Origin of the sequence: Micromonospora sp. NPDC005305 (assembly GCF_040607315.1) — a bacterium.
In the GTDB taxonomy this organism is placed as follows: domain Bacteria; phylum Actinomycetota; class Actinomycetes; order Mycobacteriales; family Micromonosporaceae; genus Micromonospora.
The window spans coordinates 356,603-378,422 of record NZ_JBEXGL010000005.1 but is presented as its reverse complement, the minus strand read 5'-3'; the positions used below and the strand labels follow the sequence as shown (position 1 = coordinate 378,422).

General features: G+C 73.3%; 24 protein-coding genes. 13 read left to right on the top strand and 11 right to left on the bottom strand.

The window, feature by feature from the left end:
• Positions 1-133: 133 nt before the first annotated feature.
• Entirely contained in the window at positions 134-505 is a 372-nt protein-coding gene (locus ABZS80_RS12095; protein WP_355055731.1) for a VOC family protein, read from the bottom strand.
• A gap of 131 nt (positions 506-636) precedes the next feature.
• Between ABZS80_RS12095 and ABZS80_RS12090 the strand changes: the two genes are divergently transcribed.
• Positions 637-1,098 carry a hypothetical protein gene (locus tag ABZS80_RS12090; RefSeq protein WP_355055730.1) on the top strand — a complete coding sequence of 154 codons (462 nt, stop codon included), beginning with the start codon at positions 637-639 and terminating at the stop codon, positions 1,096-1,098.
• An 89-nt stretch (positions 1,099-1,187) separates the two neighbouring features.
• Here the strand turns inward: ABZS80_RS12090 and ABZS80_RS12085 are convergent, their stop codons facing one another.
• The 3 genes from ABZS80_RS12085 to ABZS80_RS12075 all read right to left on the bottom strand — a co-directional run bounded on the left by ABZS80_RS12085 (position 1,188) and on the right by ABZS80_RS12075 (position 4,143).
• Positions 1,188-1,796, bottom strand: a complete 609-nt coding sequence (locus tag ABZS80_RS12085) for a thymidine kinase (RefSeq protein WP_355055747.1) — start codon at positions 1,794-1,796, stop codon at positions 1,188-1,190.
• Between the two features lie 172 nt (positions 1,797-1,968).
• On the bottom strand, positions 1,969-3,360 hold the full coding sequence (locus ABZS80_RS12080; protein WP_355055729.1) for an MFS transporter: 1,392 nt from the start codon (positions 3,358-3,360) through the stop codon (positions 1,969-1,971).
• Positions 3,361-3,375: 15 nt separating this feature from the next.
• Complete coding sequence (locus tag ABZS80_RS12075; protein WP_355055728.1) at positions 3,376-4,143, bottom strand: glycerophosphodiester phosphodiesterase family protein; 768 nt, start codon at positions 4,141-4,143, stop codon at positions 3,376-3,378.
• 99 nt (positions 4,144-4,242) lie between these two features.
• On the opposite strand from ABZS80_RS12075, the gene ABZS80_RS12070 reads away from it, so the two are divergent.
• Entirely contained in the window at positions 4,243-4,695 is a 453-nt protein-coding gene (locus ABZS80_RS12070) for a helix-turn-helix domain-containing protein (protein WP_355055727.1), read from the top strand.
• Complete coding sequence (locus ABZS80_RS12065; RefSeq protein ID WP_355055726.1) at positions 4,688-5,059, top strand: DUF4180 domain-containing protein; 372 nt, start codon at positions 4,688-4,690, stop codon at positions 5,057-5,059. Before ABZS80_RS12070 ends, ABZS80_RS12065 begins: the two co-directional genes overlap by 8 nt.
• Before the next feature lie 2 nt (positions 5,060-5,061).
• Here the strand turns inward: ABZS80_RS12065 and ABZS80_RS12060 are convergent, their stop codons facing one another.
• The 3 genes from ABZS80_RS12060 to ABZS80_RS12050 form a co-directional block, all read right to left on the bottom strand.
• A complete protein-coding gene (locus ABZS80_RS12060; RefSeq protein WP_355055725.1) occupies positions 5,062-5,904 on the bottom strand; it encodes an SDR family NAD(P)-dependent oxidoreductase in 843 nt (280 codons plus the stop codon).
• 101 nt (positions 5,905-6,005) lie between these two features.
• The gene (locus ABZS80_RS12055; protein ID WP_355055746.1) at positions 6,006-6,779 is read right to left on the bottom strand and encodes a lysophospholipid acyltransferase family protein; all 774 of its coding nucleotides are present in this window, start codon (positions 6,777-6,779) and stop codon (positions 6,006-6,008) included.
• Between the two features lie 94 nt (positions 6,780-6,873).
• Entirely contained in the window at positions 6,874-7,287 is a 414-nt protein-coding gene (locus ABZS80_RS12050; RefSeq protein WP_151463409.1) for a VOC family protein, read from the bottom strand.
• A 212-nt stretch (positions 7,288-7,499) separates the two neighbouring features.
• Here ABZS80_RS12050 and ABZS80_RS12045 point away from each other — a divergent pair, with 212 nt between their 5' ends.
• The 3 genes from ABZS80_RS12045 (at position 7,500) to ABZS80_RS12035 (ending at position 11,602) form a co-directional block, all read left to right on the top strand.
• On the top strand, positions 7,500-8,915 hold the full coding sequence (locus ABZS80_RS12045) for a cytochrome ubiquinol oxidase subunit I (RefSeq protein ID WP_355055724.1): 1,416 nt from the start codon (positions 7,500-7,502) through the stop codon (positions 8,913-8,915).
• A 14-nt stretch (positions 8,916-8,929) separates the two neighbouring features.
• Positions 8,930-9,928 (top strand): cytochrome d ubiquinol oxidase subunit II, encoded by a 999-nt coding sequence (gene cydB / locus ABZS80_RS12040; protein ID WP_355055723.1) that lies wholly within the window; start codon positions 8,930-8,932, stop codon positions 9,926-9,928.
• 222 nt (positions 9,929-10,150) lie between these two features.
• Positions 10,151-11,602 carry a hypothetical protein gene (locus ABZS80_RS12035; RefSeq protein ID WP_355055722.1) on the top strand — a complete coding sequence of 484 codons (1,452 nt, stop codon included), beginning with the start codon at positions 10,151-10,153 and terminating at the stop codon, positions 11,600-11,602.
• Between the two features lie 16 nt (positions 11,603-11,618).
• On the opposite strand, the gene ABZS80_RS12030 is transcribed toward ABZS80_RS12035, so the two are convergent.
• A complete protein-coding gene (locus ABZS80_RS12030) occupies positions 11,619-12,299 on the bottom strand; it encodes a hypothetical protein (RefSeq protein WP_151463413.1) in 681 nt (226 codons plus the stop codon).
• A 67-nt stretch (positions 12,300-12,366) separates the two neighbouring features.
• Positions 12,367-13,209: a patatin-like phospholipase family protein gene (locus ABZS80_RS12025; protein WP_355055721.1), complete on the bottom strand. Its 843-nt coding sequence runs from the start codon at positions 13,207-13,209 to the stop codon at positions 12,367-12,369.
• A gap of 78 nt (positions 13,210-13,287) precedes the next feature.
• On the opposite strand from ABZS80_RS12025, the gene ABZS80_RS12020 reads away from it, so the two are divergent.
• Positions 13,288-14,016 (top strand): SDR family oxidoreductase, encoded by a 729-nt coding sequence (locus ABZS80_RS12020; RefSeq protein WP_355055720.1) that lies wholly within the window; start codon positions 13,288-13,290, stop codon positions 14,014-14,016.
• Between the two features lie 48 nt (positions 14,017-14,064).
• Here ABZS80_RS12020 and ABZS80_RS12015 read toward each other — a convergent pair whose 3' ends face one another.
• Positions 14,065-14,190, bottom strand: a complete 126-nt coding sequence (locus tag ABZS80_RS12015; protein WP_355055719.1) for a hypothetical protein — start codon at positions 14,188-14,190, stop codon at positions 14,065-14,067.
• Entirely contained in the window at positions 14,187-15,605 is a 1,419-nt protein-coding gene (locus tag ABZS80_RS12010; RefSeq protein WP_355055718.1) for an OFA family MFS transporter, read from the bottom strand. Before ABZS80_RS12010 ends, ABZS80_RS12015 begins: the two co-directional genes overlap by 4 nt.
• Positions 15,606-15,782: 177 nt before the next feature.
• Between ABZS80_RS12010 and ABZS80_RS12005 the strand changes: the two genes are divergently transcribed.
• From ABZS80_RS12005 to ABZS80_RS11980, 6 genes are all read left to right on the top strand, one after another.
• On the top strand, positions 15,783-16,355 hold the full coding sequence (locus ABZS80_RS12005; protein WP_355055717.1) for a GNAT family N-acetyltransferase: 573 nt from the start codon (positions 15,783-15,785) through the stop codon (positions 16,353-16,355).
• A 34-nt stretch (positions 16,356-16,389) separates the two neighbouring features.
• Positions 16,390-17,241: a pyridoxal kinase PdxY gene (gene pdxY / locus ABZS80_RS12000; protein ID WP_355055716.1), complete on the top strand. Its 852-nt coding sequence runs from the start codon at positions 16,390-16,392 to the stop codon at positions 17,239-17,241.
• Between the two features lie 124 nt (positions 17,242-17,365).
• The gene (locus ABZS80_RS11995) at positions 17,366-18,310 is read left to right on the top strand and encodes a TerC family protein (RefSeq protein WP_355055715.1); all 945 of its coding nucleotides are present in this window, start codon (positions 17,366-17,368) and stop codon (positions 18,308-18,310) included.
• 75 nt (positions 18,311-18,385) lie between these two features.
• The gene (locus ABZS80_RS11990) at positions 18,386-18,838 is read left to right on the top strand and encodes a helix-turn-helix transcriptional regulator (protein ID WP_151465089.1); all 453 of its coding nucleotides are present in this window, start codon (positions 18,386-18,388) and stop codon (positions 18,836-18,838) included.
• A gap of 5 nt (positions 18,839-18,843) precedes the next feature.
• Positions 18,844-19,254 (top strand): VOC family protein, encoded by a 411-nt coding sequence (locus ABZS80_RS11985; RefSeq protein ID WP_151465090.1) that lies wholly within the window; start codon positions 18,844-18,846, stop codon positions 19,252-19,254.
• 82 nt (positions 19,255-19,336) lie between these two features.
• Complete coding sequence (locus ABZS80_RS11980) at positions 19,337-21,727, top strand: excinuclease ABC subunit UvrA (RefSeq protein ID WP_355055714.1); 2,391 nt, start codon at positions 19,337-19,339, stop codon at positions 21,725-21,727.
• Positions 21,728-21,820: the final 93 nt, after the last annotated feature.

The window sequence follows — 21,820 nt, the reverse complement described above, 5'->3', positions numbered from 1 at the left end:
CCCCGGGGCGGGGGGGGGGCCGCCGGGCGGGCCGCCCCCCAATTACCCGGCGGGGGGGGCGCGCCAGGCCGCCCCCTCCCGCTGCGGGCCCCCCCCGCCCCGCGGGCCCCCCCGGCGGGCCCGGCGAGGGTGGTCAGCTCTGCGGCCGGGGGCAGAGGCAGAACGGCTGGCCGATCGGGTCGAGCAGCACGGTCCACCGCTCGCCCCCCGGCTGGAACTCCGGCCGGGTCGCGCCGGCCGCCACGAGGTCCTTCTCGGCCAGGGCCACGTCGTCGACGTAGAGGTCGAGGTGGTACCGCTTGCCGGCCGTGTCGTCCGGCCAGGCCGGCGGCGCGTACCCGGGCACCAGGCCGAAGCCGATCGAGGTCCCGTCCTTGCTGATCATGGCGTATTCGGCCTGGCTGTGGGTGACCTCCCAGCCGAGGGCGCGGGAGTAGAACGCGGCGTGGGCGGCCGGGTCGGAGCTGTCGAGGTTGATCATGGCGAGGTCGGAGTGCTCTGTCATGCCGGCAGTCTGCCGAAGGTACCTGCCATCTTCTGTCAGGTACGTCCGGGCCGATCGCCGCCGAGCGGCCGTCGGGCCGGGCGGCCACAACTTCCTGCGGGCCGGCCCGCCAGTCTCTACCGTCGGTGGTGATGGGCAGGGAACGGGCGGGGAGCCGGCCGGCCCGGCGCCGCCGCCGGCCGGTACGCGCCGGTGTGCTGGTCGCGGTCCTCGGGCTGGGCACCTGCCTGGTCGGGGTGGCCGGGCTCGGCGTCTGGAACGTGCAGGTGGTGCTGCAGGCCAACGGCCCGGTCCGGGACACCGCCGAGGCGTTCTTCCGGGAGGTCGCCGCCGGGGACACCGACCAGGCGTACGACAAGTTGTGCCGGGAGGCCCGCGGGAAGTGGAGCCAGGTCGGCTTCGGCAGTTGGGTGCGCACCCCGCCGCAGGTCAGCGGCTACGAGATCGTCGACGTGGCGGTGCAGACGCGGGGTGGCCGGCCCCGCGGCACGGTGACGGTGCGGCTGACCCGCGACGGCGGTGGCAGCGAGGAGCGGGAACTGCCGATCGTGCAGGAGGACGGGAAGTGGCGGGTCTGCGGGGATCCGTTCTGAGCGCGGTCACCGCAGCCGCCGTGCTTCTCGTCCGGTGCCGTGGTGATGCCGTCGGTCCGCACGCGCCGTTTGTACCAGGCGCGTGCCCGTCAGGCGCGCGGGCCGAGGTCGCCGGAGCGGTAGTGGCGCCGGCACAGCACCTGGTAGCGCACGTCGGCGGTGTCCACGGTGTCGCCGATGACGACCTGCTCGCCCTCGCGTACCACCCGCCCCTCGACGACGCGGGCGTTGAGCCGCCCTTCGCGGCCGCACCAGCAGAGCACCTCGACCTGGATGCGGGCCACCTCGTCGGCGAGTTCGAACAGCCGCTGCGCGGCGGGGAACAGGCAGGAGCGGAAGTCGGTGGCCAGGCCGAAGGCGTACACGTCGACGTCGAAGTTGTCGACCAGGTCGGCCATCTGCTCGATGTGGTCCAGGGTGTAGAAGGAGGCCTCGTCGCAGATGAGGTAGTCGACGCGTACCCCCTCGGCCCAGGCGTCGCGGACCAGGTCGCGCAGGTCCAGTTCGTCGGTGACCTCGACGGCGGAGTGGGCCAGCCCGATGCGGGTGGTGACCTGCGGGCCGAGCGAGCGGTCGATGCGGGTGGTCACCAGGCCGCGGCGGCCCTGCCGGGCATGGTTGTAGTTCATCTGCAGGGCCATCGTGGACTTGCCGCAGTCCATCGGCCCCCAGAAGAACTTCAGCGCGGCGGCGTGCAACGGCCGGCCGTTGACGGCGCGGGCGGCGGCGCAGCCGCCGGCACGGTCGTCGCCGGGGCCCGGAAGTGGGAGGGCCAGGCAGATCGGGGCGGCAGCGGCGTCGTCGGTCACGTCGCGGCAGCCTAGCCCATCGACGTGGAAGGATCTTGCTCGCGCGGAGCGCGGGCGGGCCTCACAGCACCCGGGGCGGGGTGTTGCCGGCGGCGATGATGGCCCGGCGGATCGGCACGGCGGCCAGCAGCGCGAACCCGACCACGAAGAAGATCAGCAGGGAGACCAGGCCCACCCGGTAGGAGGAGGTCAGCTGGAACACCAGGCCGAAGGCGAGCGGCCCGAGCCAGCTGGTGCCCTTGTCGCTGATCTCGTAGAAGCCGTAGTACTCGCCCTCCTTGCCGACGGGGATGAGCTGGCTGAACAGCGACCGGCTCAGCGCCTGGCTGCCGCCGAGCACCAGGCCGATGCACCCGCCGAGCACCATGAACGGCACCGGCGCCTCGGCGGGCAGCCGGAACGCCGCGATGATCACGCCGGTCCAGAGCACCAGGGACAGCAGCACGGTCTTCCAGGCTCCGATGCGGCGGGCCAGCGCGCCGAGGGCGAGCGCGCCGCCGAAGGCCAGGAACTGCACCAGCAGGATCGTCACGATCAGGGTGTTCTGCTCCAGCTTCAGTTCTTTGGTGCCGTACTGGCTGGCCAGGGTGATGACGGTCTGGATGCCGTCGTTGAAGACCAGGAAGGCGAGCAGGAAGAACAGCGTCAGCGGGTACGTCTTGATCTCCCGCAGGGTGCGGCCGAGCTGCCGGAACCCGTCGGTGAGCACGTTGCCGCCGCCGTGCAGCGCCGCGGCGGTGGGGCGCTCGCGCAGCCAGCGCAGCGGCAGCAGGGTGAACGCCGCCCACCAGACGCCGGCCGACACGATCGACCAGCGGGCCAGGTCGAGGGTGCGCTGCGCGTTGCCCTCCTCGCTGAGCAGGGTGACCGCGACCAGGTTCACCGCGAGCAGCACCCCGCCGCCGAGGTAGCCGATGGCCCAGCCGCGGCTGGAGATGGCGTCCCGGTCGTCGGGGCCGCCGAGCTGGGGCAGGAACGAGTTGTAGACCACCACGGCGGCGCCGAAGGAGATGTTCGCGACCAGGAACAGCGCCCCGCCGAGCAGGTAGCGGTCGCCGGTGACGAACGCGAACGCGATGGTCGCGCCGGCGCCGGTGAACGCCGCCGCGGCGAGCAGCCGCTTCTTGTGCGCGGACCGGTCGGCGATCGCACCGACCACCGGCAGCACGAACACGGTGAGGAACACCGACAGCGAGATCAGGTACGGGTAGAAGGAGCCCGCGGCGACCCGGATGCCCAGCGGGTGCACGGCGCCGTCGCAGCTGTCCGCGCCCAACTCGCAGCCGGCCGCCAACTCGGTGACGGTGGTGAGGAACGGGCCGAGGAAGACCGTGATCACGGTGGTCTGGAAGGCGGAGTTCGCCCAGTCGTAGAAGTACCAGCCGGTGCGCTCGCGGCGGGTGCTGCCCGGGTGGGCGGGTTCGGCGACGGCGGGGGCGACCGTATCGGCCATCGGGGTCCTCGAGGTTCAGGCGGCCCAGTGGCCGCGGCTGCGGTAGACGTCGCGCAGCACGCCGACGTGATCGGTCATGATGCCATCCACACCAAGATCAAGTAAGTCGTGCATCTCGGCGGGTTCGTCGATCGTCCAGACGTGCACCTGCAACCCGAGGCGGTGGCAGTAGTCGAGGAACCGCCGGTCGACCACGGGCAGGCGCCCGTACCGGACGGGGACCTGGGCGGCGACCACCGACGGGGGCAGCCGCATCGGTCGCCCGTGCAGGGAGGCCATCCGCAGCCGGGCCACCCCGCGCATGCCCAGGCTGGTGGCGACCTTCGACCCGGCCAGGGCGCGCAGCCGGGCCAGCCGGGCGTCGCTGAACGAGGCGAGCAGCACCCGGTCGCCGGCCCCGGTGCGGGCCACCGTGTCGACGGTCGGCACGACACCGCCGTCGGCCTTCACGTCGACGTTGAACCGGACCTCGGGCCAGGCGCCGAGGACCTCGTCGAGGCGCGGCACCACGGCGGCGCCGCCGACGCGTACCGAGGCCAGGTCGGCCCAGCGCAGGTCGGCGATGCGGCCGGGCTCGCCGGTGACCCGGCGCAGGGTGGGGTCGTGGAAGATCACCGGCACGCCGTCGGCGGTGGCGTGCACGTCGGTCTCCACGTAGCGGTAGCCCAGGGCGATGGCGCGGGCGAACGCGGCGGCGGTGTTCTCGTCGCCCTCGGCCGCGCCGCCGCGGTGGGCGAAGGCCAGCGGCGCGGGGGCGTCGAGGTAGCCGTGACGGGGCTGCACGCCGGAAGTATGCCGGGCGCGGGTGGCCTCCGGATGACCGGCCGGCATCGCGACAACGAACTTCCCTATCCCTCCCTGACGGCGCTAGAGTAGGGAACGATGGGGAATGACATGTACTCGGTCGAGCAGGTGGCGGAGCTGCTCGGGCTGCACGTGCGCACCGTGCGCGGCTACATCCGCGACGGCCGGCTGCGCGCGGTGCGGATCGGCAAGCAGTACCGGATCGCCCGCGCCGACCTGGACGCGCTGACCGGCCGACCGGCCCCGACGCCCGGCCCGCCCGCGCTGGAGGTGTCGAGCATCGTGCAGGTCGACGGCGTCGACCGGGCCGCGGCCGACCGCCTGGCCACGCTGGTGCTGGCCGGCGTCAACACCCACCACGACCCCGCGCGCCCGCTGCGCGTGCAGACCGTCCACGACGAGGAACGCCACCGCATGAAGATCGTGGTCCTGGGCGACGCCGCCGCCACCGCCGACCTGCTGCACCTGGTCGACGCCGTGCTGACCGGCGACAACGACCTGCTCACCGGGAAGGAGACCGGCGATGCCTGACGTGCTGGAGGACCGGGCCGGGGTGCCGGTGCTGGTCTGCGACCCGGCCGGCCCGCCCGTGGCCACGACCGACGCGGCCCTGGACCTGATCGGCGGCGCGGCCTTCGGCGGCGCCGAGGTGGTGGCCGTGCCCTCCGGCCGGCTCGACCCGAGCTTCTTCTCCCTCGGATCCCGCTTCGCCGGCGAGATCATGCAGAAGTTCGTCAACTACCGGGTGCGGCTGGTCGTCGTCGGCGACATCTCCGCGCACCTGGCGGCCAGCGGCGCGCTGCGGGCCCTGGTGGCCGAGTCCAACCGCCACGACCACGTCTGGTTCGTGCCCGACCTGGCCGCGCTGGACGCCCGGCTGGGCGCCGCCGGCTGAGCTCAGCGCACCCACCCGGCGGTCAGCGCGGTCACCCCGAGCCCGTCGGGGTCGGCCAGCTTGACGCCGACGAACTGCCGGGCGGCGGGGGAGGTCTGCACGCGGGGCGCGGGCTCCGGGTCGATCAGCGTCGCCACCACCGCCGCGGCGGCGTCCGCGGCCGACTGGGCGGCGGCGAACGCGGCGGCGCTGCGATCCAGGTACGCGCGCAGCGCCGGCCCGTACACCCCGGCGGCGGCGACCGCGGCCTCGGCGTCAAGGTTGACGTTGGCGACGAACTCGCTGGCCACGGCGCCCGGCTCGATGACGGTGACGCTGACCCCGAGGGTGGCGGCGACCGGGGCGAGGCTCTCCATGAACCCCTCGACGGCGAACTTCGCCGCGCAGTACGCCTCGTTGAACGGCTGCCCGACCACCCCGCCCACGCTGGTCACGGTGATCAGCCGTCCCCGGCTGGCGCGCAGGTGCGGCAGGGCGGCCCGGGTGACGTGCAGGACGCCGAAGAAGTTGACCTCCAGGACCGCGCGGACGTCGTCGACGGTCTCCTGTTCGAGGGTGCCGACGTGCCCGGCGCCGGCGTTGTTGACCACCGCGTCGAGCCGGCCGTGCCGGGCGACCACCTCGGCCACGCAGGCGGCCGCCGCGGCCTCGTCGACGACGTCGAGCCGGCGTACCTCCAGCAGGTCGCCGACCCCGGCGGCGTCGGCGGCGGCGCGCAGCCGGTCGGCGCGGGCGGGGTCGCGCAGGGTGGCGACGGTGCGCCAGCCGGCGCGGGCCGCGCCCACGGCCGTCTCCAGGCCGATGCCGGTGGACGTGCCGGTGATCAGCACGGTGGGTGCGCTCACGGGTGCCTCCTGCCGCCACGGTCTCACCGCCGGGGCGGGCGGGGCGGCGAATCGGCGGCATCAGCCCCCGTCGGTCCCGTGGCCTCCGGTGAGGACGAGGGTCACCCGGCCAGGCGGCGGTGCGACCGGCTGGTGTCCAGCGGCCGGCCCGGGTCGACGTGGCGGGGCCGGTCCGGCTCGTCGGGGCGCAGCGGCGCGAGCTCGTCGGTGATCGCGTCGATGATCCGGTCGGTGGCCCGCCGCGCCGCCCCCGGGGTGCCGGGATGCAGGTCGCGCAGCAGCACCGGGGCGCCGAAGCGCACCCGGATGACCGGCCGCCGCAGCACCGACCGGGCGAGGCCGCGCAGCATGCCCTTCGGCGCCTGGTAGGGCAGCACCTCGTGGGAGCCCCACTGGGCGACCGGGACGACGGGAGCGCCGCCGGCGAAGGCGAGCCGGGCGGCACCGGTCTTGCCCCGCTCGGGCCACATGCCGGGGTCCAGGCCGATGCGCCCCTCCGGGTAGACCAGCACCACCGAGCCGCCGGCCACCGCGCCGGCGGCCATCTCCAGCGAGTGGTGCGCGGAGCGGGTGCCCCGGTCGACGCGGATGTGCCCGGCGCGACGCATCAGCGATCCGATCACCGGGGCGCGGAACAGCCCGCCGGTGGCCATGATCCGCGGGCGGATGCCGCGGACCTGGCAGGCCGCGGTGAGCACCACGGGGTCGAAGGGGCTGATGTGGTTGGCGGCCAGGATCAGCGGTCCGTGCCGCAGGTCGTCCGGCACGTCGCCGGTGACCTCGAGGCGGCCGAGCAGGCCGACGAGGCCGCGGGCGGCCAGTTGCGCGGCGCGCCAGAGCAGGGGCGCCCGCCAGTGGGTGGTCGGGGTGTCCATCAGTGCTGGATGGTCGCACGCGTCGGGGTGAGCGGGGGAGCCGATCCCCGGGTCGTCGGTGTCCTCCGCCGCCGCGGAGGACACCGACCGGGGCCTACTCGGCGTAGGGCTGGTTCTCGCCCTGAGCGCTGTAGCCGAGGCTCCAGATGTAGCCGTCCGGGTCGGCGAAGGAGCCGCCGTATCCGCCCCAGGGCAGGGGACCGGCGGGCTTGAGGATCGTGGCGCCGGCCTTCTCGGCCTCCGCCATGACCTCGTCGATCCGCCCCTCGCTGCGGACCACGTAGGTGAGCACCAGCCCGCTGAAGCCGCCGCCCTCCGGGCTGGCGCCCACCTGCTCGGCGAGGCCGTCGCGGCCGTAGAAGCCGACGGGCGAGCCGCCGTCCGGTGCGAAGAACACCGAGACGCCGTAGTCCTGCGCGATGGTCCAGCCGAGGCCCTCGGTGTAGAACCGCTTGGACCGCTCCATGTCCCGTACGCCGAGCAGGATCGAGCTGACGTGGGCTTTCATTGCGTTGTCTCCTTCTCCGTGCCTGCCGATCAGGTGCACGTCGGTCACGCTACGGAGCGGCCGCGGGCGGGCGCTTCTCGAATCCTGATCGGTTGCGAGGTGATCAGGGTCATTGGTCCCGGAGCGGATCGGGCCCTGTGGCCCTGCACGTCCGTCTACGACGCCGAGTAGTATTTACTACGTCTCGTAGTATGCACAGCTGGGGGTTTCAGGTGGACGCGTTGGACGTCGCCCGCTGGCAGTTCGGTGTCACCACCGTCTACCACTTTCTCTTCGTGCCGTTGACCATCGGCCTGTCCGTGCTGGTGGCCATCCTGCAGACCCTGTGGCACCGCACCGGCAACGAGCGGTACCTCAAGCTCACCAAGTTCTACGGCAAGCTCTTCCTGATCAACTTCGCGATGGGCGTGGTCACCGGCATCGTGCAGGAGTTCCAGTTCGGCATGAACTGGTCGGACTACTCGCGCTTCGTCGGCGACATCTTCGGCGCGCCCCTGGCCATCGAGGCCCTGGTCGCGTTCTTCCTGGAGTCCACCTTCATCGGCCTGTGGATCTTCGGCTGGGACCGGCTGCCCAAGCGGCTGCACCTGGCCGCCATCTGGGCCGCGGCCATCGGCACCAACCTGTCCGCCTACTTCATCCTGGCCGCGAACTCGTTCATGCAGAACCCCGTCGGCTACCGGATCAACCCGGACACCGGCCGTGCCGAGCTGACCGACTTCGTCGCGGTGCTCACCAACAAGGTCGCCCTGATCACCTTCCCGCACACCCTGGCCGGCGCGTTCCTGGTCGCCGGGTCCCTGATCGTGGCCGTCGGGCTGTGGCACGTGATTCGCGCCTCCGCCGGCGCCGACACCGACGCCTACCGTTTCGCCACGAAGTTCGGCTCCTGGGTAGTGCTGGTCTCCGCGGCGCTGGTGCTGTTCACCGGCGACATCCAGGGCAAGATCATGACCCAGGTGCAGCCCATGAAGATGGCCGCCGCCGAGGGCCTCTACACCACCGAGAGCCCCGCCTCGTTCTCCGTGCTCACCGTCGGCAGCCTCGACGGCAGCCGGGAGATCTTCGCCATCAAGATCCCGCACCTGCTGTCGTACCTCGGCACGGGCGACCCGAACGGCACCGTGCACGGCATCAACGACCTGCAGGCCCAGTACGCCACCCAGTACGGCGCCGGCAGCTACACCCCGATCATCCCGGTCACCTACTGGAGCTTCCGCTTCATGATCGCGCTCGGGATGGCCGCCGCCGCGATCGCCCTGCTCGTGCTCTGGACCCAGCGCAAGGGCCGCACCCCGACCAGCCGCTGGTTGCTGCGCGCCGGCCTGGTCATGCCGGTCCTGCCGCTGCTGGCCAACTCCTTCGGCTGGATCTTCACCGAGATGGGCCGCCAGCCGTGGATCGTCTTCGGCGAGATGCTCACCCGCAACGGCGTGTCCCGCAGCGTCTCGCTGGCCGAGGTGCTCACCTCGTTCACCGCCTTCACCCTGATCTACGCAACCCTCGCGGTGATCGAGTTCAAGCTGCTGGTCCGCTACGCGAAGGCCGGCGTGCCGGACGTCACCCCGGAGCCGGCCGCAGACGACGACACCGACGACGCCGAGCGCCCGCTGGCGTTCGCCTACTGACCCCGGAGCCCACCGTGGAACTGACGACCGTCTGGTTTCTCCTCGTCGCCGTGCTCTTCACCGGCTACTTCGTCCTCGAAGGCTTCGACTTCGGCGTCGGCATGCTGCTGCCCGTGCTCGGCCGCGACGACCGGGAACGCCGCGTCCTGATCAACACCATCGGCCCGGTCTGGGACGGCAACGAGGTCTGGCTGATCACCGCCGGCGGCGCCATGTTCGCCGCCTTCCCCGAGTGGTACGCCACCCTCTTCTCCGGCTTCTACCTGCCGCTGCTGCTGATCCTGCTCGCCCTGATCGCCCGCGGGGTGGCCTTCGAGTACCGGCACAAGCGCCCCGAGGCGTCCTGGAAGCGCCGCTGGGACACCGCCATCTTCGTCGGTTCGCTGCTGCCGGCGGTCCTGTGGGGCGTCGCCTTCGCCAACATCCTGCGCGGCGTGCCGCTGACCGCCGACCACGAGTACGCCGGCGGCCTGCTCGACCTGCTCCACCCGTACGCCCTGCTCGGCGGGGTGACCACCCTGGGCCTGTTCCTCACCCACGGCGCGGTGTTCCTCGCCCTGAAGACCACCGGCGACATCCGGGAGCGGGCCGGCGCGCTGGCCGTGAAGGTCGGCGCCGGGACCGCCGTGGTGGCGGTGGCCTTCCTGGCGTGGACGCTGAGCATCCGCCCCAGCGGGGCCGCCGTCGTGCTCGCGGCCGGCGCCGCACTCGCCCTGCTCGCCGGTGTCGCCGCCGCCCGGGTACGCCGGGAGGGCTGGGCGTTCACCGGCACGGCCGTGGCCATCGCCCTGGCCGTGGCGACCCTGTTCGCCGCGCTGTTCCCGAACGTGCTGCCGTCGACCCTGGACGCCGCCGGCACGCTCACCGCCACCAACGCCGCCTCCACCCCCTACACCCTGAAGATCATGACCTGGGTGGCGGTGGTGTTCACCCCGATCGTGCTGGCCTACCAGGGCTGGACCTACTGGGTGTTCCGCAAGCGGATCGGGGTACAGAACATCCCGCAACACTGACGAGCCTGCGGGCGCGGGTCGACGCGGGGCCGGTGCGAGGGGGTCGCACCGGCCCCGCGAACGGACCACCCGCACACCACCGGTGGGCCGTTCGGCGACCGGAGGTCATCCGAAGCGCCGAAACAACCGGCGCGATCCCCGTGGCGCCGCGGACGGGACAGCCGGCGCGGGCCGCTCCGGTTAGGCTCTCACCACCTCCACCCCGACCGGTAAGGGTTCCGCGTGCCCGCAGCAGCCACCAAAGCCCTGGCCACCGCGTCCCGGCGCCACCTGCCGCTGGCCGCGCTGCTCGCCATCTACCTCGCCGCGCGGCTGCTCATCCTCACCCGCCTCACCGTCTTCACCTCGGCGGACTCCGGCTCCTACGCCGGCCGCCCGCCCACGTCCATCGACGCCCTGTCCTTCACCGGCCACGCCCCGCGGCCCTGGGGGGTGCCGGCGCTGTACGCGCTGGCCGGCAGCGACCACACGCGCGTCGTGCTGCAGTGGGGGATCGGCACGCTGGCCTGGGCGCTGCTCGTCTGCGCCTGCTGGCTGCGGCTGCGGTCCCTGCCGGCCCGGCTCCTCGCCGCCACCGCCCTGACCGCCCTGGCGCTGACCCGGTCGGTCTACTCGTGGGACGAGGCCATCCTCTCCGAGTCCCTGACCATCAGCCTCGGCGTCGCCGCGCTCGCACTCCTGGCCATCTGGACGCGGACCCGCTCCCGCACCGCGCTGGCCGCGCTGACCGTCACCGCCTTCTGGTGGACGTTCACCCGGCCCGACGTGCTGCCCTACGTGCTGCTGGTGACCGCCGTGCTCGCCGCGTACGCGCTGCGACGCCACCACCGTGTCGCCGCGGGGAGCGCCGTCGCGGCCCTCCTGGCGGCCCTGGCCTGGCAGAGCGTCACCGTGCCCACCATCGACCACAGCTACCGGTCCTGGGGCACCGGCCTGAGCCTGTCCGAGGCCACGTTCGTCTACCGGCTGCGCTTCCAGATCCTCGACGACCCCGCCATGCGTGACGCCTACCAGCGGGAGTTCGGGATGCCGAGCTGCGAGCGGGCCGAGCAGATCGCCCAGGGGCGGCCGTGGGCGATGGCGGCGTTCACCGACGCCTACCGCGCCTGCCCGCCCCTCGTCCGCTGGGCGCAGCGGGAGAAGGGCAGGGTCGGCTACCGCTACGCCCTGGCCCACCCCGGCCACTACGCCGGCACCGTGCTGGCCGACCTGCCCATCACCCTCGGCGGCACCGCGGGCCACTACGCCGCGGCCGTGCCCGGTGTGCCGGACCTGCCGGAGCGGATCCTGTTCCCCCGGGCGTCCGACGTGCTGCCCCGCGCCGGCCTCGTCCTGCTCGTGTCCCTCACCGTCGGGCTGGCGGCGGGGGCGTTCCGCCGAGCCCGCTGGCCGGCCCTCACCGGCCTGCTCACCGTCGCCGCCAGCGCGGCCGGCGCGGTCGCCGGCATGCTCTACTCCGCCGGCGAGTACGGCCGCTTCGGCATCCAGGAGGCGGTGTTCCTGCGCATCGGGCTGATCCTGCTGGCCGCCGCCGCGGCCGAGGCGGTCGCCGCGGTGGTCACCGACCGGCTCGCCGCACGCCGCCGGCCGGCGCCGCCCGCGGACGGCCCGGCCGGCCCCGAAACGGGGCCGGCCCCCGAGCCCTCCACCGACGTCGTGACCACCACCGGCTGACTCGCGCCCGCCCGGGTCAGCGGGCCTCGCGCAGCTCCGCCAGCCGCGCCTCGATCTCGGCCAGCTCCGCGCGCAGCTTCTCCGCCTGCTGCTCGGCCTCGGCCCGCTCGGCGGCCAGGATCTGCTCCACCGCCTCCTGCACGCCGGGCACGTCGACCAGCGCCACCATCCGCAGCGCCTCCGCCGGCTTCACCACGTACGGCCGGGCGAGGGCCTTCGCGCCCTGCTGCGCCGCGACCGTCCACTCGCCCTCGGCGTAGGCCAGGGTCACCGTCAACCCGGCCGGGCTCTTCGGCTTGACCGCCTTCACGGCCCGCCGCGCCGGCTTCGGCTCCGCCTGCTGCTCCACCTTCGGCTCCTCCCGCCGCGGCGCCGGCACCGGCGGCGCGTCCAACACGAACTCCGGCTCCGCCGGCGCCGCCTCGACCGGGGGCTCCGGCTTCGGCTCCGCCGGCCGCCGCCCGGCCCCCTTCGGCGCGATCGCCACGTCGGCGGGGGAGAACGGCAACTCGTCGCGGCCGAACCGCACCACCACGAACTCCTCGGACACCTCCGGGTCGGTCAGCTCCACCACCTGCCCGAGCTGGCCCGCCACCTGCCCGGCCGCCGCCGTGAACACCACCCTGGGCCTGCGGCCGGCCGCCAGCGCCTCCCGGATGCCCTGTACCTCGTCAGTGGACAAACCCTGGCCCGCCATCACAGCCCTCTTCCATACCCGTGTCTGATGCCTGCCTTGATACCAGCCCGCACCGACACCCGGAAGATCAACCCCCGGCCGTCCAGACCGCGGCGACGTCCTCGGCCACCGCGGCGGCCTGCGCGAAACCGGCCCGCGCCGACGCCGCCCGCCGCGCCGGGTCCAGCACGTTGCGCCCGATCGCCGCGCGCGCCGCCCGGTCCGGGGACACCACCGCCACCTCCGCGCCCGCCGACCGCAGCTGCGCCAGCTGCGCCGACAGCCGCGGCATCGGCCCGAACCCGGCCCGCGTCGGCGCCAGCACCACCACGGCCCGCGCGCCGGCCGCCAGGTCCGCGTTCACCGCCGAGCGCACCCCACCGTCGACGTACCGCCGGCCGCCTATGCTCACCGGCGGCCACACCCCCGGCACCGCGCAGCTGGCCCCCACCGCGTCCACCAGCGGCACCTGCGAGGTCGCGTCGAAGACCACGAACTCGCCGGAGGCCGCGTCCACCGCCGTCACCAGCAGCCGCCGCGCCGGCCACTCCCGCACCGGCAACCGGGCCGCGATGACCGCCCGCCGCGACTCCTCCGACGGGGTACGCGCCGCCAGGGCCATCGCACCGACCCGGGCCCGCGCCCGCACCTCGTCGCGGCCCCGGGCGCCCGCCCACGCCCACCGGGCGAGCACCGCGACCCCCAACCGGGCCGGCAGCTCCCCGCGGGCCGGGCGCAGCTGCCCCGCGTACAGCTCCTCGACCGGTGTGCCGGAGCAGATTTGCGCGCCCACCACCGAACCGGCCGAGGTGCCCACCACCAGCTCCGCCCCGGTCAGGTCCAGCCCCCGCGCCGCCAGCCCGGCCAGCAGCCCCAACTCCCAGGCCACCCCGGTCACCCCGCCGCCACCCAGCACCAACGCCCGCGTCATGTGTGACCGTCCTCTCCACCCGGGTGCCGCGCCGCTCACGGTAACGTCACCCGCACCGCAAGGGCAGGGGAGAGCACATTGACCTCCGTCACCATCGTCACCGGTGGGGGGCGCGGCATCGGCGCGGCCACCGCCCGCCGTCTCGCCGCCGCCGGCCACGACGTCGTCATCGGCTACCGCAGCGACCACGCCGCCGCCGAGGGCGTCCTCGCCGACGTGCGCGCCGCCGGCCGCCGCGGCGTGGCCGTCCCGGCCGACACCACCGACCCCGACCAGGTCCAGCGCCTCTTCGACGCGGCCACGGCGCTGGGCGCCCTCACCGGCCTGGTCAACAACGCCGGCATCACCAGCCCGATCGGGCCCTTCACCGACCTGCGCGTCGACGACCTGCGCCAGGTCGTCGACGTCAACCTCGTCGGGTACGTCCTCTGCGCGCAGCAGGCCGCCCGCCGGATGACCCGCGGCGGCGCCATCGTCAACGTCTCCTCCGCCGCCGCCACCCTCGGCAGCCCGGGTGAGTACATCCACTACGCGGCGGTCAAGGCCGCCACCGACACCCTCACCGTCGGCCTCGCCAAGGAACTCGCCCCGCGGGGCATCCGGGTCAACGCCGTGGCCCCCGGCATCATCCGCACCGACATCCACGCCCTGTCCGGCGTGCCCGACCGCCCCGACACCGCGGCCGGCCGCGTCCCGCTGGGCCGCGCCGGGGAACCCGACGAGGTGGCCGGCGCCGTCGCGTTCCTCCTCGGCCCCGACGCCACCTACACCACCGGCGCCGTCCTGCGCGTCGCCGGCGGCCTCTGAACAAGGCGGCGGCCCGGGGGACATCCGCCCCCCGGGCCGCCGCTTCCGTCAGTGGGTGAACAGCTTCGCCGCCGTGATCACCGTCTGCACCACCCCGTATCCCAGCAGCGCCGACACCACCACCCACGACACCACGAGGCGGATCCGCTGCCCGCCACCGGCCTGCTCGTTCACGACCCGCTCCTCTCCGCCGTCACCGGCTGCGCACCCTCGACACCGTCCGGCGCCGACGCCGGCTCGTGGAACCGCTCCGGCACCGGCCGGATCAGCAGGTTCGCCACGAAACCGACCGCCAGCACCCCGACCATCGTGAACAACGCCGGCCGGTACGCCGCCGCCGTCAACGTGCCCGGCTTGCCCTGCGCGTCCAGGAACGCGTTCACGATCAGCGGGCCGGCCACCCCGGCCGCCGACCACGCGGTCAGCAGCCGGCCGTGGATCGCGCCCACCTCGAACGTGCCGAACAGGTCCCGCAGGTACGCCGGCACCGTGGCGAACCCGCCGCCGTAGAACGACAGGATCACGCACGCGAACAGCACGAACAGCGCCGTGGCCGCCTGCCCGAACAGGGCCAGCAGCACGTACAGCACCATCCCGACCCCGAGATACACCAGGTAGATCGGCTTGCGGCCGATCACGTCCGACGTCGACGACCAGGCGAACCGGCCGGCCATGTTGAACAGCGACAGCAGGCCCACGAACCCGCCGGCCGCCGCCACCGACACCGCGGAGGTCCCGTTGTCCCGGAAGAAGTCCTGGATCATCGGGCTGGCCTGCTCCAGGATCCCGATCCCCGCCGTCACGTTGCAGAACAGCACCACCCACAGCAGCCAGAACGACCGGGTCTTCACGGCGTTCGCCGCCGACACGTTCGCCGTGGTCACCAGCGGTTTCGCCGCCACCTTCGCCGGGTCGAACCCGGCCGGCCGCCAGTCCGCCGCGGGCACCCGCACGTTGAACACCCCGAACATCATGATCACGAAGTAGCCGACGCCCAACGTCAGGAACAGCCACACCAGGGCGCTGCCCGACGCCGTCGACCCGGCGTTCGCCGGGTCGTACCCCGGGTCGTAGAACGACAGCAGCTGCCGGGACAGGGGAGAGGCCACCATGGCCCCACCACCGAACCCCATGATCGCCAACCCGGTCGCCAGGCCCGGCCGGTCCGGGAACCACTTGATCAACGTGGAGACGGGGGAGATGTAGCCGATGCCCAGCCCGATCCCGCCCAGCACCCCGTAGCCCAGGTACAGCAACCACAGCTGTTTCGTGGCGATGCCCAGCGCGCCGACCAGGAAGCCGGCCGCCCAGAAGCACGCCGAGACGAACATCGCCTTGCGCGGCCCGTTCGCCTCCACCCACGTGCCCGCCACCGCGGCCGACAGCCCCAGCATCACGATGGCGATGCTGAAGATCACCCCGATCGCCGTCTGACCCGTGTCGAAGTGCGCGATCAGCGAGTTCTTGTACACGCTGGTCGCGTAGACCTGCCCGATGCAGAGATGGATCGCCAGCGCCGCGGGCGGTATCAGCCAACGGCTGTAGCCCGGCGGCGCGACGGTGTGCCGACGATCGAGTGCGGAAAGCATCAGTGCTTCCTCTCGGGAGAATGGCGAGACACCCGTTCATGCCCCCGGCAGGCGCCGCGGCGAAACCCGCCACGCGCCGGACGGTCGAAACCCTGAGCCGAACGGTCAGCCCGGCCCGGGGCCCCGCACCGGCCGTCGACTCCGCCGTCACCGCCCGTCGTGGCGGATCATGAACGCATGCCGCTGCTCACCACCCCGGCCCTGCCTCCCGGCGCCCTCGCCGGGCAGCCCCAACCCGACCTCGCCGCCGGCGACCTGCTCCTGCGCCCCTGGCGCCCCGACGACCGGCTCGCCGTCCTCGCCGCGTACGCCGACCCGGCCGTGCGCCGCTGGCACTGCCGCGCCATGACCGACGACGAGGCCCGCGACTGGATCGACTCCTGGCCCCGCCGCTGGCGGCACGAGACCGGCGCCGGCTGGGCGGTCACTGACCACACCGGGGTGCTCGGCCAGATCAGCCTCCGCGCGCTCGACCTGCCCGAGGCCCAGGCCGAGGTGTCGTACTGGGTGCTGCCCGCCGCCCGGGGCCGGCGCGTCGCCGCCCGCGCCCTGACCGCGCTCACCGCCTTCGGCTTCGACCGGCTCGGCCTGCACCGCGTGTGGCTGCGCCACTCCACCGCCAACCCGGCCTCCTGCCGGGTGGCCGAACGGGCCGGCCTCGCCGCCGAGGGCACCCAGCGCGGCGCCGCCCGGCACACCGACGGCTGGCACGACATGCACGTGCACGCCCGGCTGCGCACCGACACCTGACCAGCGCCGCCGCCGCGGATGCGACGATGAGCCGGTGAAGATCCTGTCCATCCAGTCGTCGGTCGCCTACGGGCACGTCGGAAACTCCGCCGCCGTGTTCCCGCTGCAACGGCTCCGCCACGAGGTCTGGCCGGTGCTGACCGTGCACTTCTCCAACCACACCGGCTACGGGGCCTGGCGCGGGCCGCTGCTGCCCCCGGCCGACGTCGCCGAGGTGATCGCCGGCATCGAGGACCGCGGCGTCCTCGGCACGGCCGACGCGGTGCTCTCCGGCTACCAGGGCGACCCGGCGATGGGCGCGGTGATCCTCGACGCGGTCGCGCGGGTGAAGGCCGCCAACCCGGACGCCCTGTACTGCTGCGACCCCGTGATGGGCGACGTCGGCCGCGGCATGTTCGTCCGGCCGGGCATCCCCGAGTACCTGCGCGACACCGTCGTGCCCCGCGCGGACATCGTCACCCCGAACCAGTTCGAGCTGGAGTTCCTCGCCGGCCGCACCACCGACACCGTCGACGACCTGCTCGCCGCCGTCGACGTCGTCCGCGCCACCGGGCCACGGCACGTGCTGGTCACCAGCGTGCTGCACGGCGACGTCCCCGCCGGGTCGCTGGAGGTCGTGGCCGTCTCCGACGACGGCGCGTCGGCGGTCACCACGCCGCTGCTGCCGATCACCCCCAACGGCGGCGGCGACGTCACCGCCGCCCTCTACCTGGCCCACCTCGCGACCAGCGGGTCCCCGGAGACGGCGCTGGAGCGCACCACCAACTCCATCTACGCCGTCCTCGAGGCCACCCTCGCCGCCGGCACCCGGGAGCTGCAACTCGTCGCCGCCCAGGACGCCATCGCCGACCCACCCACCCGGTTCGGCGCCCGCCGGCTGCGCTGAGCCGACCCGGCCGCGCCGGCCGGGGGACTTGGCCTGACCGCCGCCCCCCGGCCCGCGGCTCGCCTAGGCTCGGGGACGACGTGGTCCGCCGCCGCGCCTGCGGGCCGGATGCGGAGGACGCCGGATGGAGGGAACCACCTTCGCGGCGCCGGCCTGGGCCTGGATGGCCGTGGGCGCGGTCATCGCCGTCATGCTCGCCGTCGACGTGTTCTCCCACCGCGACCACCACGTCATCGAACTGCGCGAGGCGCTGCTCTGGAGCGCGGTGTGGATCACCGCCGGGATCGGCTTCGGGCTGGTGATCTGGCTGTGGCGCGGCAGCGGCCCCGCGGTGGCGTACTACTCCGGGTACCTGCTGGAGAAGGCGCTGTCCGTCGACAACGTGTTCGTCTTCGCACTGCTGTTCGGCTACTTCCGGGTGCCCCCCGCGTACCAGCACAAGGTGCTCTTCTGGGGAGTGCTCGGGGCGCTCGGCTTCCGGCTGGTGTTCATCTTCGCCGGCGCCGAACTGCTCAACCGGCTGACCTGGGCCGGCCTCGTGCTCGGCGCGTTCCTCATCTGGACCGGCTGGCGCCTCGCCGTGCGCGGCGAGCCGGACGTGGACCCCGACCGCAACGTCGCCGTCCGGCTCTTCCGCCGGCTGGTGCCCACCGACTCCCGCTACCACGACGGCCGCTTCACCGCCCGGGTCGGCGGCCGCCGCAAGGGCACCGTGCTGCTGGTCGCGCTCGTGGCGATCGAGGCCACCGACGTCGTCTTCGCGATCGACTCCGTCGCGGCGATCCTCGCCATCACCACCAACACCTTCCTGGTCTGGACGGCGAACGCCTTCGCCGTGCTCGGGCTGCGCAGCCTGTACTTCTGCCTCGCGGGCCTGCTGCGGCACTTCGGCTACCTGCGCTACGGGCTCGCGGTGCTGCTCGCGTTCGCCGGGGTGAAGCTGATCCTCGCCGAGACCCCGGTGGGCAAGCTGCCGGTCTGGCTCACCCTCGCCGTGGTGGCCCTCACGCTCGCCACCGCCGTCGGCTGGAGCGTGGTGGCCGCCCGCCGGGACGCCCGGACCCGCTGACCGACCGCCGGCGGCGCGTCGACACGGACCGGAACGCGGTGGGCAACCCCCACCCGGCGTGGCACCATCTGGCAGGTGACCAGCAGCTCCGACCCGGCGCAGCACCTGCGCGACCTCGCCCGGCTGCGCCGCGTCCGCGACCGCATCGACCGCGAGTACGCCCAGCCGCTGGACGTCGAGGCCCTCGCCCGCGGCGCGCACATGTCGGCCGGCCACCTCAGCCGCCAGTTCCGGCTCGCCTACGGCGAGGCCCCGTACGCCTACCTGATGACCCGCCGCATCGAACGGGCCATGGCGCTGCTGCGCCGCGGCGACCTCAGCGTCACCGAAGTCTGTTTCGCGGTCGGCTGCTCCTCGCTGGGCACCTTCAGCACCCGCTTCACCGAGCTGGTCGGCATCCCGCCGAGCACCTACCGCGCCCGCGCGGCCGCCGGCGGCGCCGCCGAACTGCCCCCGTGCGTGGCCAAACAGGTGACCAGACCGATCAGGAATCGAGAAGCGCCGCCCCTCACGCCGCACCTAGCCTGACTGCCATGGACATCACCATCAACACCACCGTCCTCCCGCACGACGACCCGGACGCCTCTTTGGCCTTCTACCGCGACATCCTCGGATTCGAGGTCCGCAACGACGTGGGACAGGGCCGGATGCGCTGGATCACCGTCGGCCCCGCCGGGCAGCCCGACACGTCCATCCTGCTGGCGCCGCCGGCCGTCGACCCCGGGGTCACCGACGAGGAGCGCCGTACCATCGTGGAGATGATGGCCAAGGGCACCTACGGGTGGATCCTGCTGGCCACCCACGACCTCGACGGCACCTTCGAGAAGGTCCAGGCCGGCGACGCCGAGGTGGTCCAGGAGCCGATCGAGCAGCCCTACGGCGTCCGCGACTGCGCGTTCCGCGACCCCGCGGGCAACCTGATCCGCATCAAGGAGCTGCGCTGATCTGTCGTACGAACCTGATCAGATCGAGCCAGCCGACGCCGGACGGGGCCGCGACGCGGCCCACGCGACAGATGGAGACACGATGAGCACGGCCACGAGGACGGACAGCCCGTCGCCCGCGCAGCACGTCGCCGACACCCATGAGCTGATCCGCGTGCAGGGGGCACGCGAGAACAACCTCAAGGACGTCAGCATCGAGATCCCGAAGCGCCGGCTGACCGTCTTCACCGGCGTCTCCGGCTCCGGCAAGAGCTCACTGGTGTTCGGCACCATCGCCGCCGAGTCGCAGCGGCTCATCAACGAGACCTACAGCGCCTTCCTGCAGGGCTTCATGCCGACCCTCGCCCGGCCCGAGGTCGACGTCCTCGACGGGCTGACCACCGCGATCATCGTCGACCAGGAGCGGATGGGCGGCAACCCCCGCTCGACCGTCGGCACCGTCACCGACGCCAACGCCATGCTGCGCATCCTCTTCAGCCGCCTCGGCCAACCCCACATCGGCTCGGCTCAGGCGTTCTCCTTCAACGTCGCCTCGATCAGCGGCGCGGGCGCGGTCACCATCGAACGCGCCGGCCAGACCACGAAGGAGCGCCGCAGCTTCAGCATCACCGGCGGCATGTGCCCCCGCTGCGAGGGCACCGGCGCGGTCACCGACTTCGACCTGACCCAGCTGTACGACGACACCAAGTCGCTCAACGAGGGCGCGCTCACCGTCCCCGGCTACAGCATGGACGGCTGGTACGGCCGCATCTTCAGCGGCTGCGGCTTCTTCGACCCCGACAAGCCGATCCGCAAGTTCACCAAGAAGGAGCTGCACGACCTGCTCTACAAGGAGCCGGTCAAGATCAAGGTCGAGGGCATCAACCTGACGTACGAGGGCCTGATCCCGAAGATCCAGAAGTCGATGCTGTCCAAGGACGTCGACTCCATGCAGCCGCACATCCGCGCCTTCGTGGAACGGGTCGTCACCTTCACCACCTGCCCCGACTGCGACGGCACCCGGCTCAGCGAGGCCGCCCGCTCCTCGAAGATCGCCGGCATCAGCATCGCCGACGCCTGCGCCATGCAGATCAACGACCTCGCCGCCTGGGTCCGCGGCCTCGACGAGCCGTCGGTGGCGCCGCTGCTGGCGAAACTGCAGCACACCCTCGACTCGTTCGTCGAGATCGGGCTGGGCTACCTCTCCCTCAGCCGGCCCTCCGGCACGCTGTCCGGCGGCGAGGCGCAGCGCACCAAGATGATCCGCCACCTCGGCTCCTCGCTCACCGACGTGACCTACGTCTTCGACGAACCCACCATCGGGCTGCACCCCCACGACATCCAGCGGATGAACGACCTGCTGCTGCAACTGCGCAACAAGGGCAACACCGTCCTGGTCGTCGAGCACAAACCCGAAACCATCGCCATCGCCGACCACGTCGTCGACCTCGGCCCCGGCGCCGGCACCGCCGGCGGCGAAGTCGTCTTCCAGGGCACCCTGGCGGGGCTGCGCGCCAGCGGCACCCTCACCGGCCGGCACCTCGACGACCGGGCCCACCTCAAGCCCTCCGTCCGCACCCCCTCCGGCGCGCTGGAGGTCCGCGGCGCCCACACCCACAACCTCCAGGGCGTCGACGTCGACATCCCCCTCGGCGTGCTCGTCGTCGTCACCGGCGTCGCCGGCTCCGGCAAGAGCTCGCTCATCCACGGCTCCGTGTCCGGGCGCGACGGCGTCGTGTCCGTCGACCAGAGCGGCATCCGCGGCTCCCGGCGCAGCAACCCGGCCACCTACACCGGCCTGCTCGACCCCATCCGCAAGGCCTTCGCCAAGGCCAACGGCGTCAAGCCCGCCCTGTTCAGCGCCAACTCCGAAGGCGCCTGCCCCACCTGCAACGGCGCCGGCGTCATCTACACCGACCTCGCCATGATGGCCGGCGTCGCCACCACCTGCGAGGAGTGCGAGGGCAAGCGGTTCCAGGCATCGGTCCTGGAATACCACCTCGGCGGCCGCGACATCAGCGAGGTGCTCGCCATGTCCGTCACCGAGGCCGAGGAGTTCTTCGCCGCCGGCGAGGCCCGCACCCCGGCCGCCCACAAGATCCTCGACCGGCTCGCCGACGTCGGCCTCGGCTACCTCACCCTCGGCCAGCCGCTCACCACCCTCTCCGGCGGCGAGCGGCAACGCCTCAAGCTGGCCACCCGGATGGCCGGCAGCGGCGGCGTCTACGTCCTCGACGAGCCCACCACCGGCCTGCACCTCGCCGACGTCGAGCACCTGCTCGCCCTGCTCGACCGGCTCGTCGACTCCGGCAAGTCGGTCATCGTCATCGAGCACCACCAGGCCGTCATGGCACACGCCGACTGGATCATCGACCTCGGTCCCGGCGCCGGCCACGACGGCGGCCGGATCGTCTTCGAGGGCACCCCCGCCGACCTCGTCGCCGCCCGCTCCACCCTCACCGGCGAACACCTCGCCGCCTACGTCGGCGCCTGACGCGCCCGGCGTCGGGACGGAGTGGCCACCGCGCCACCCCGTCCCGGCGCCGGCCCGACGCCGGGGGAGCGGCCCGGCCCGGACGATCCCGGG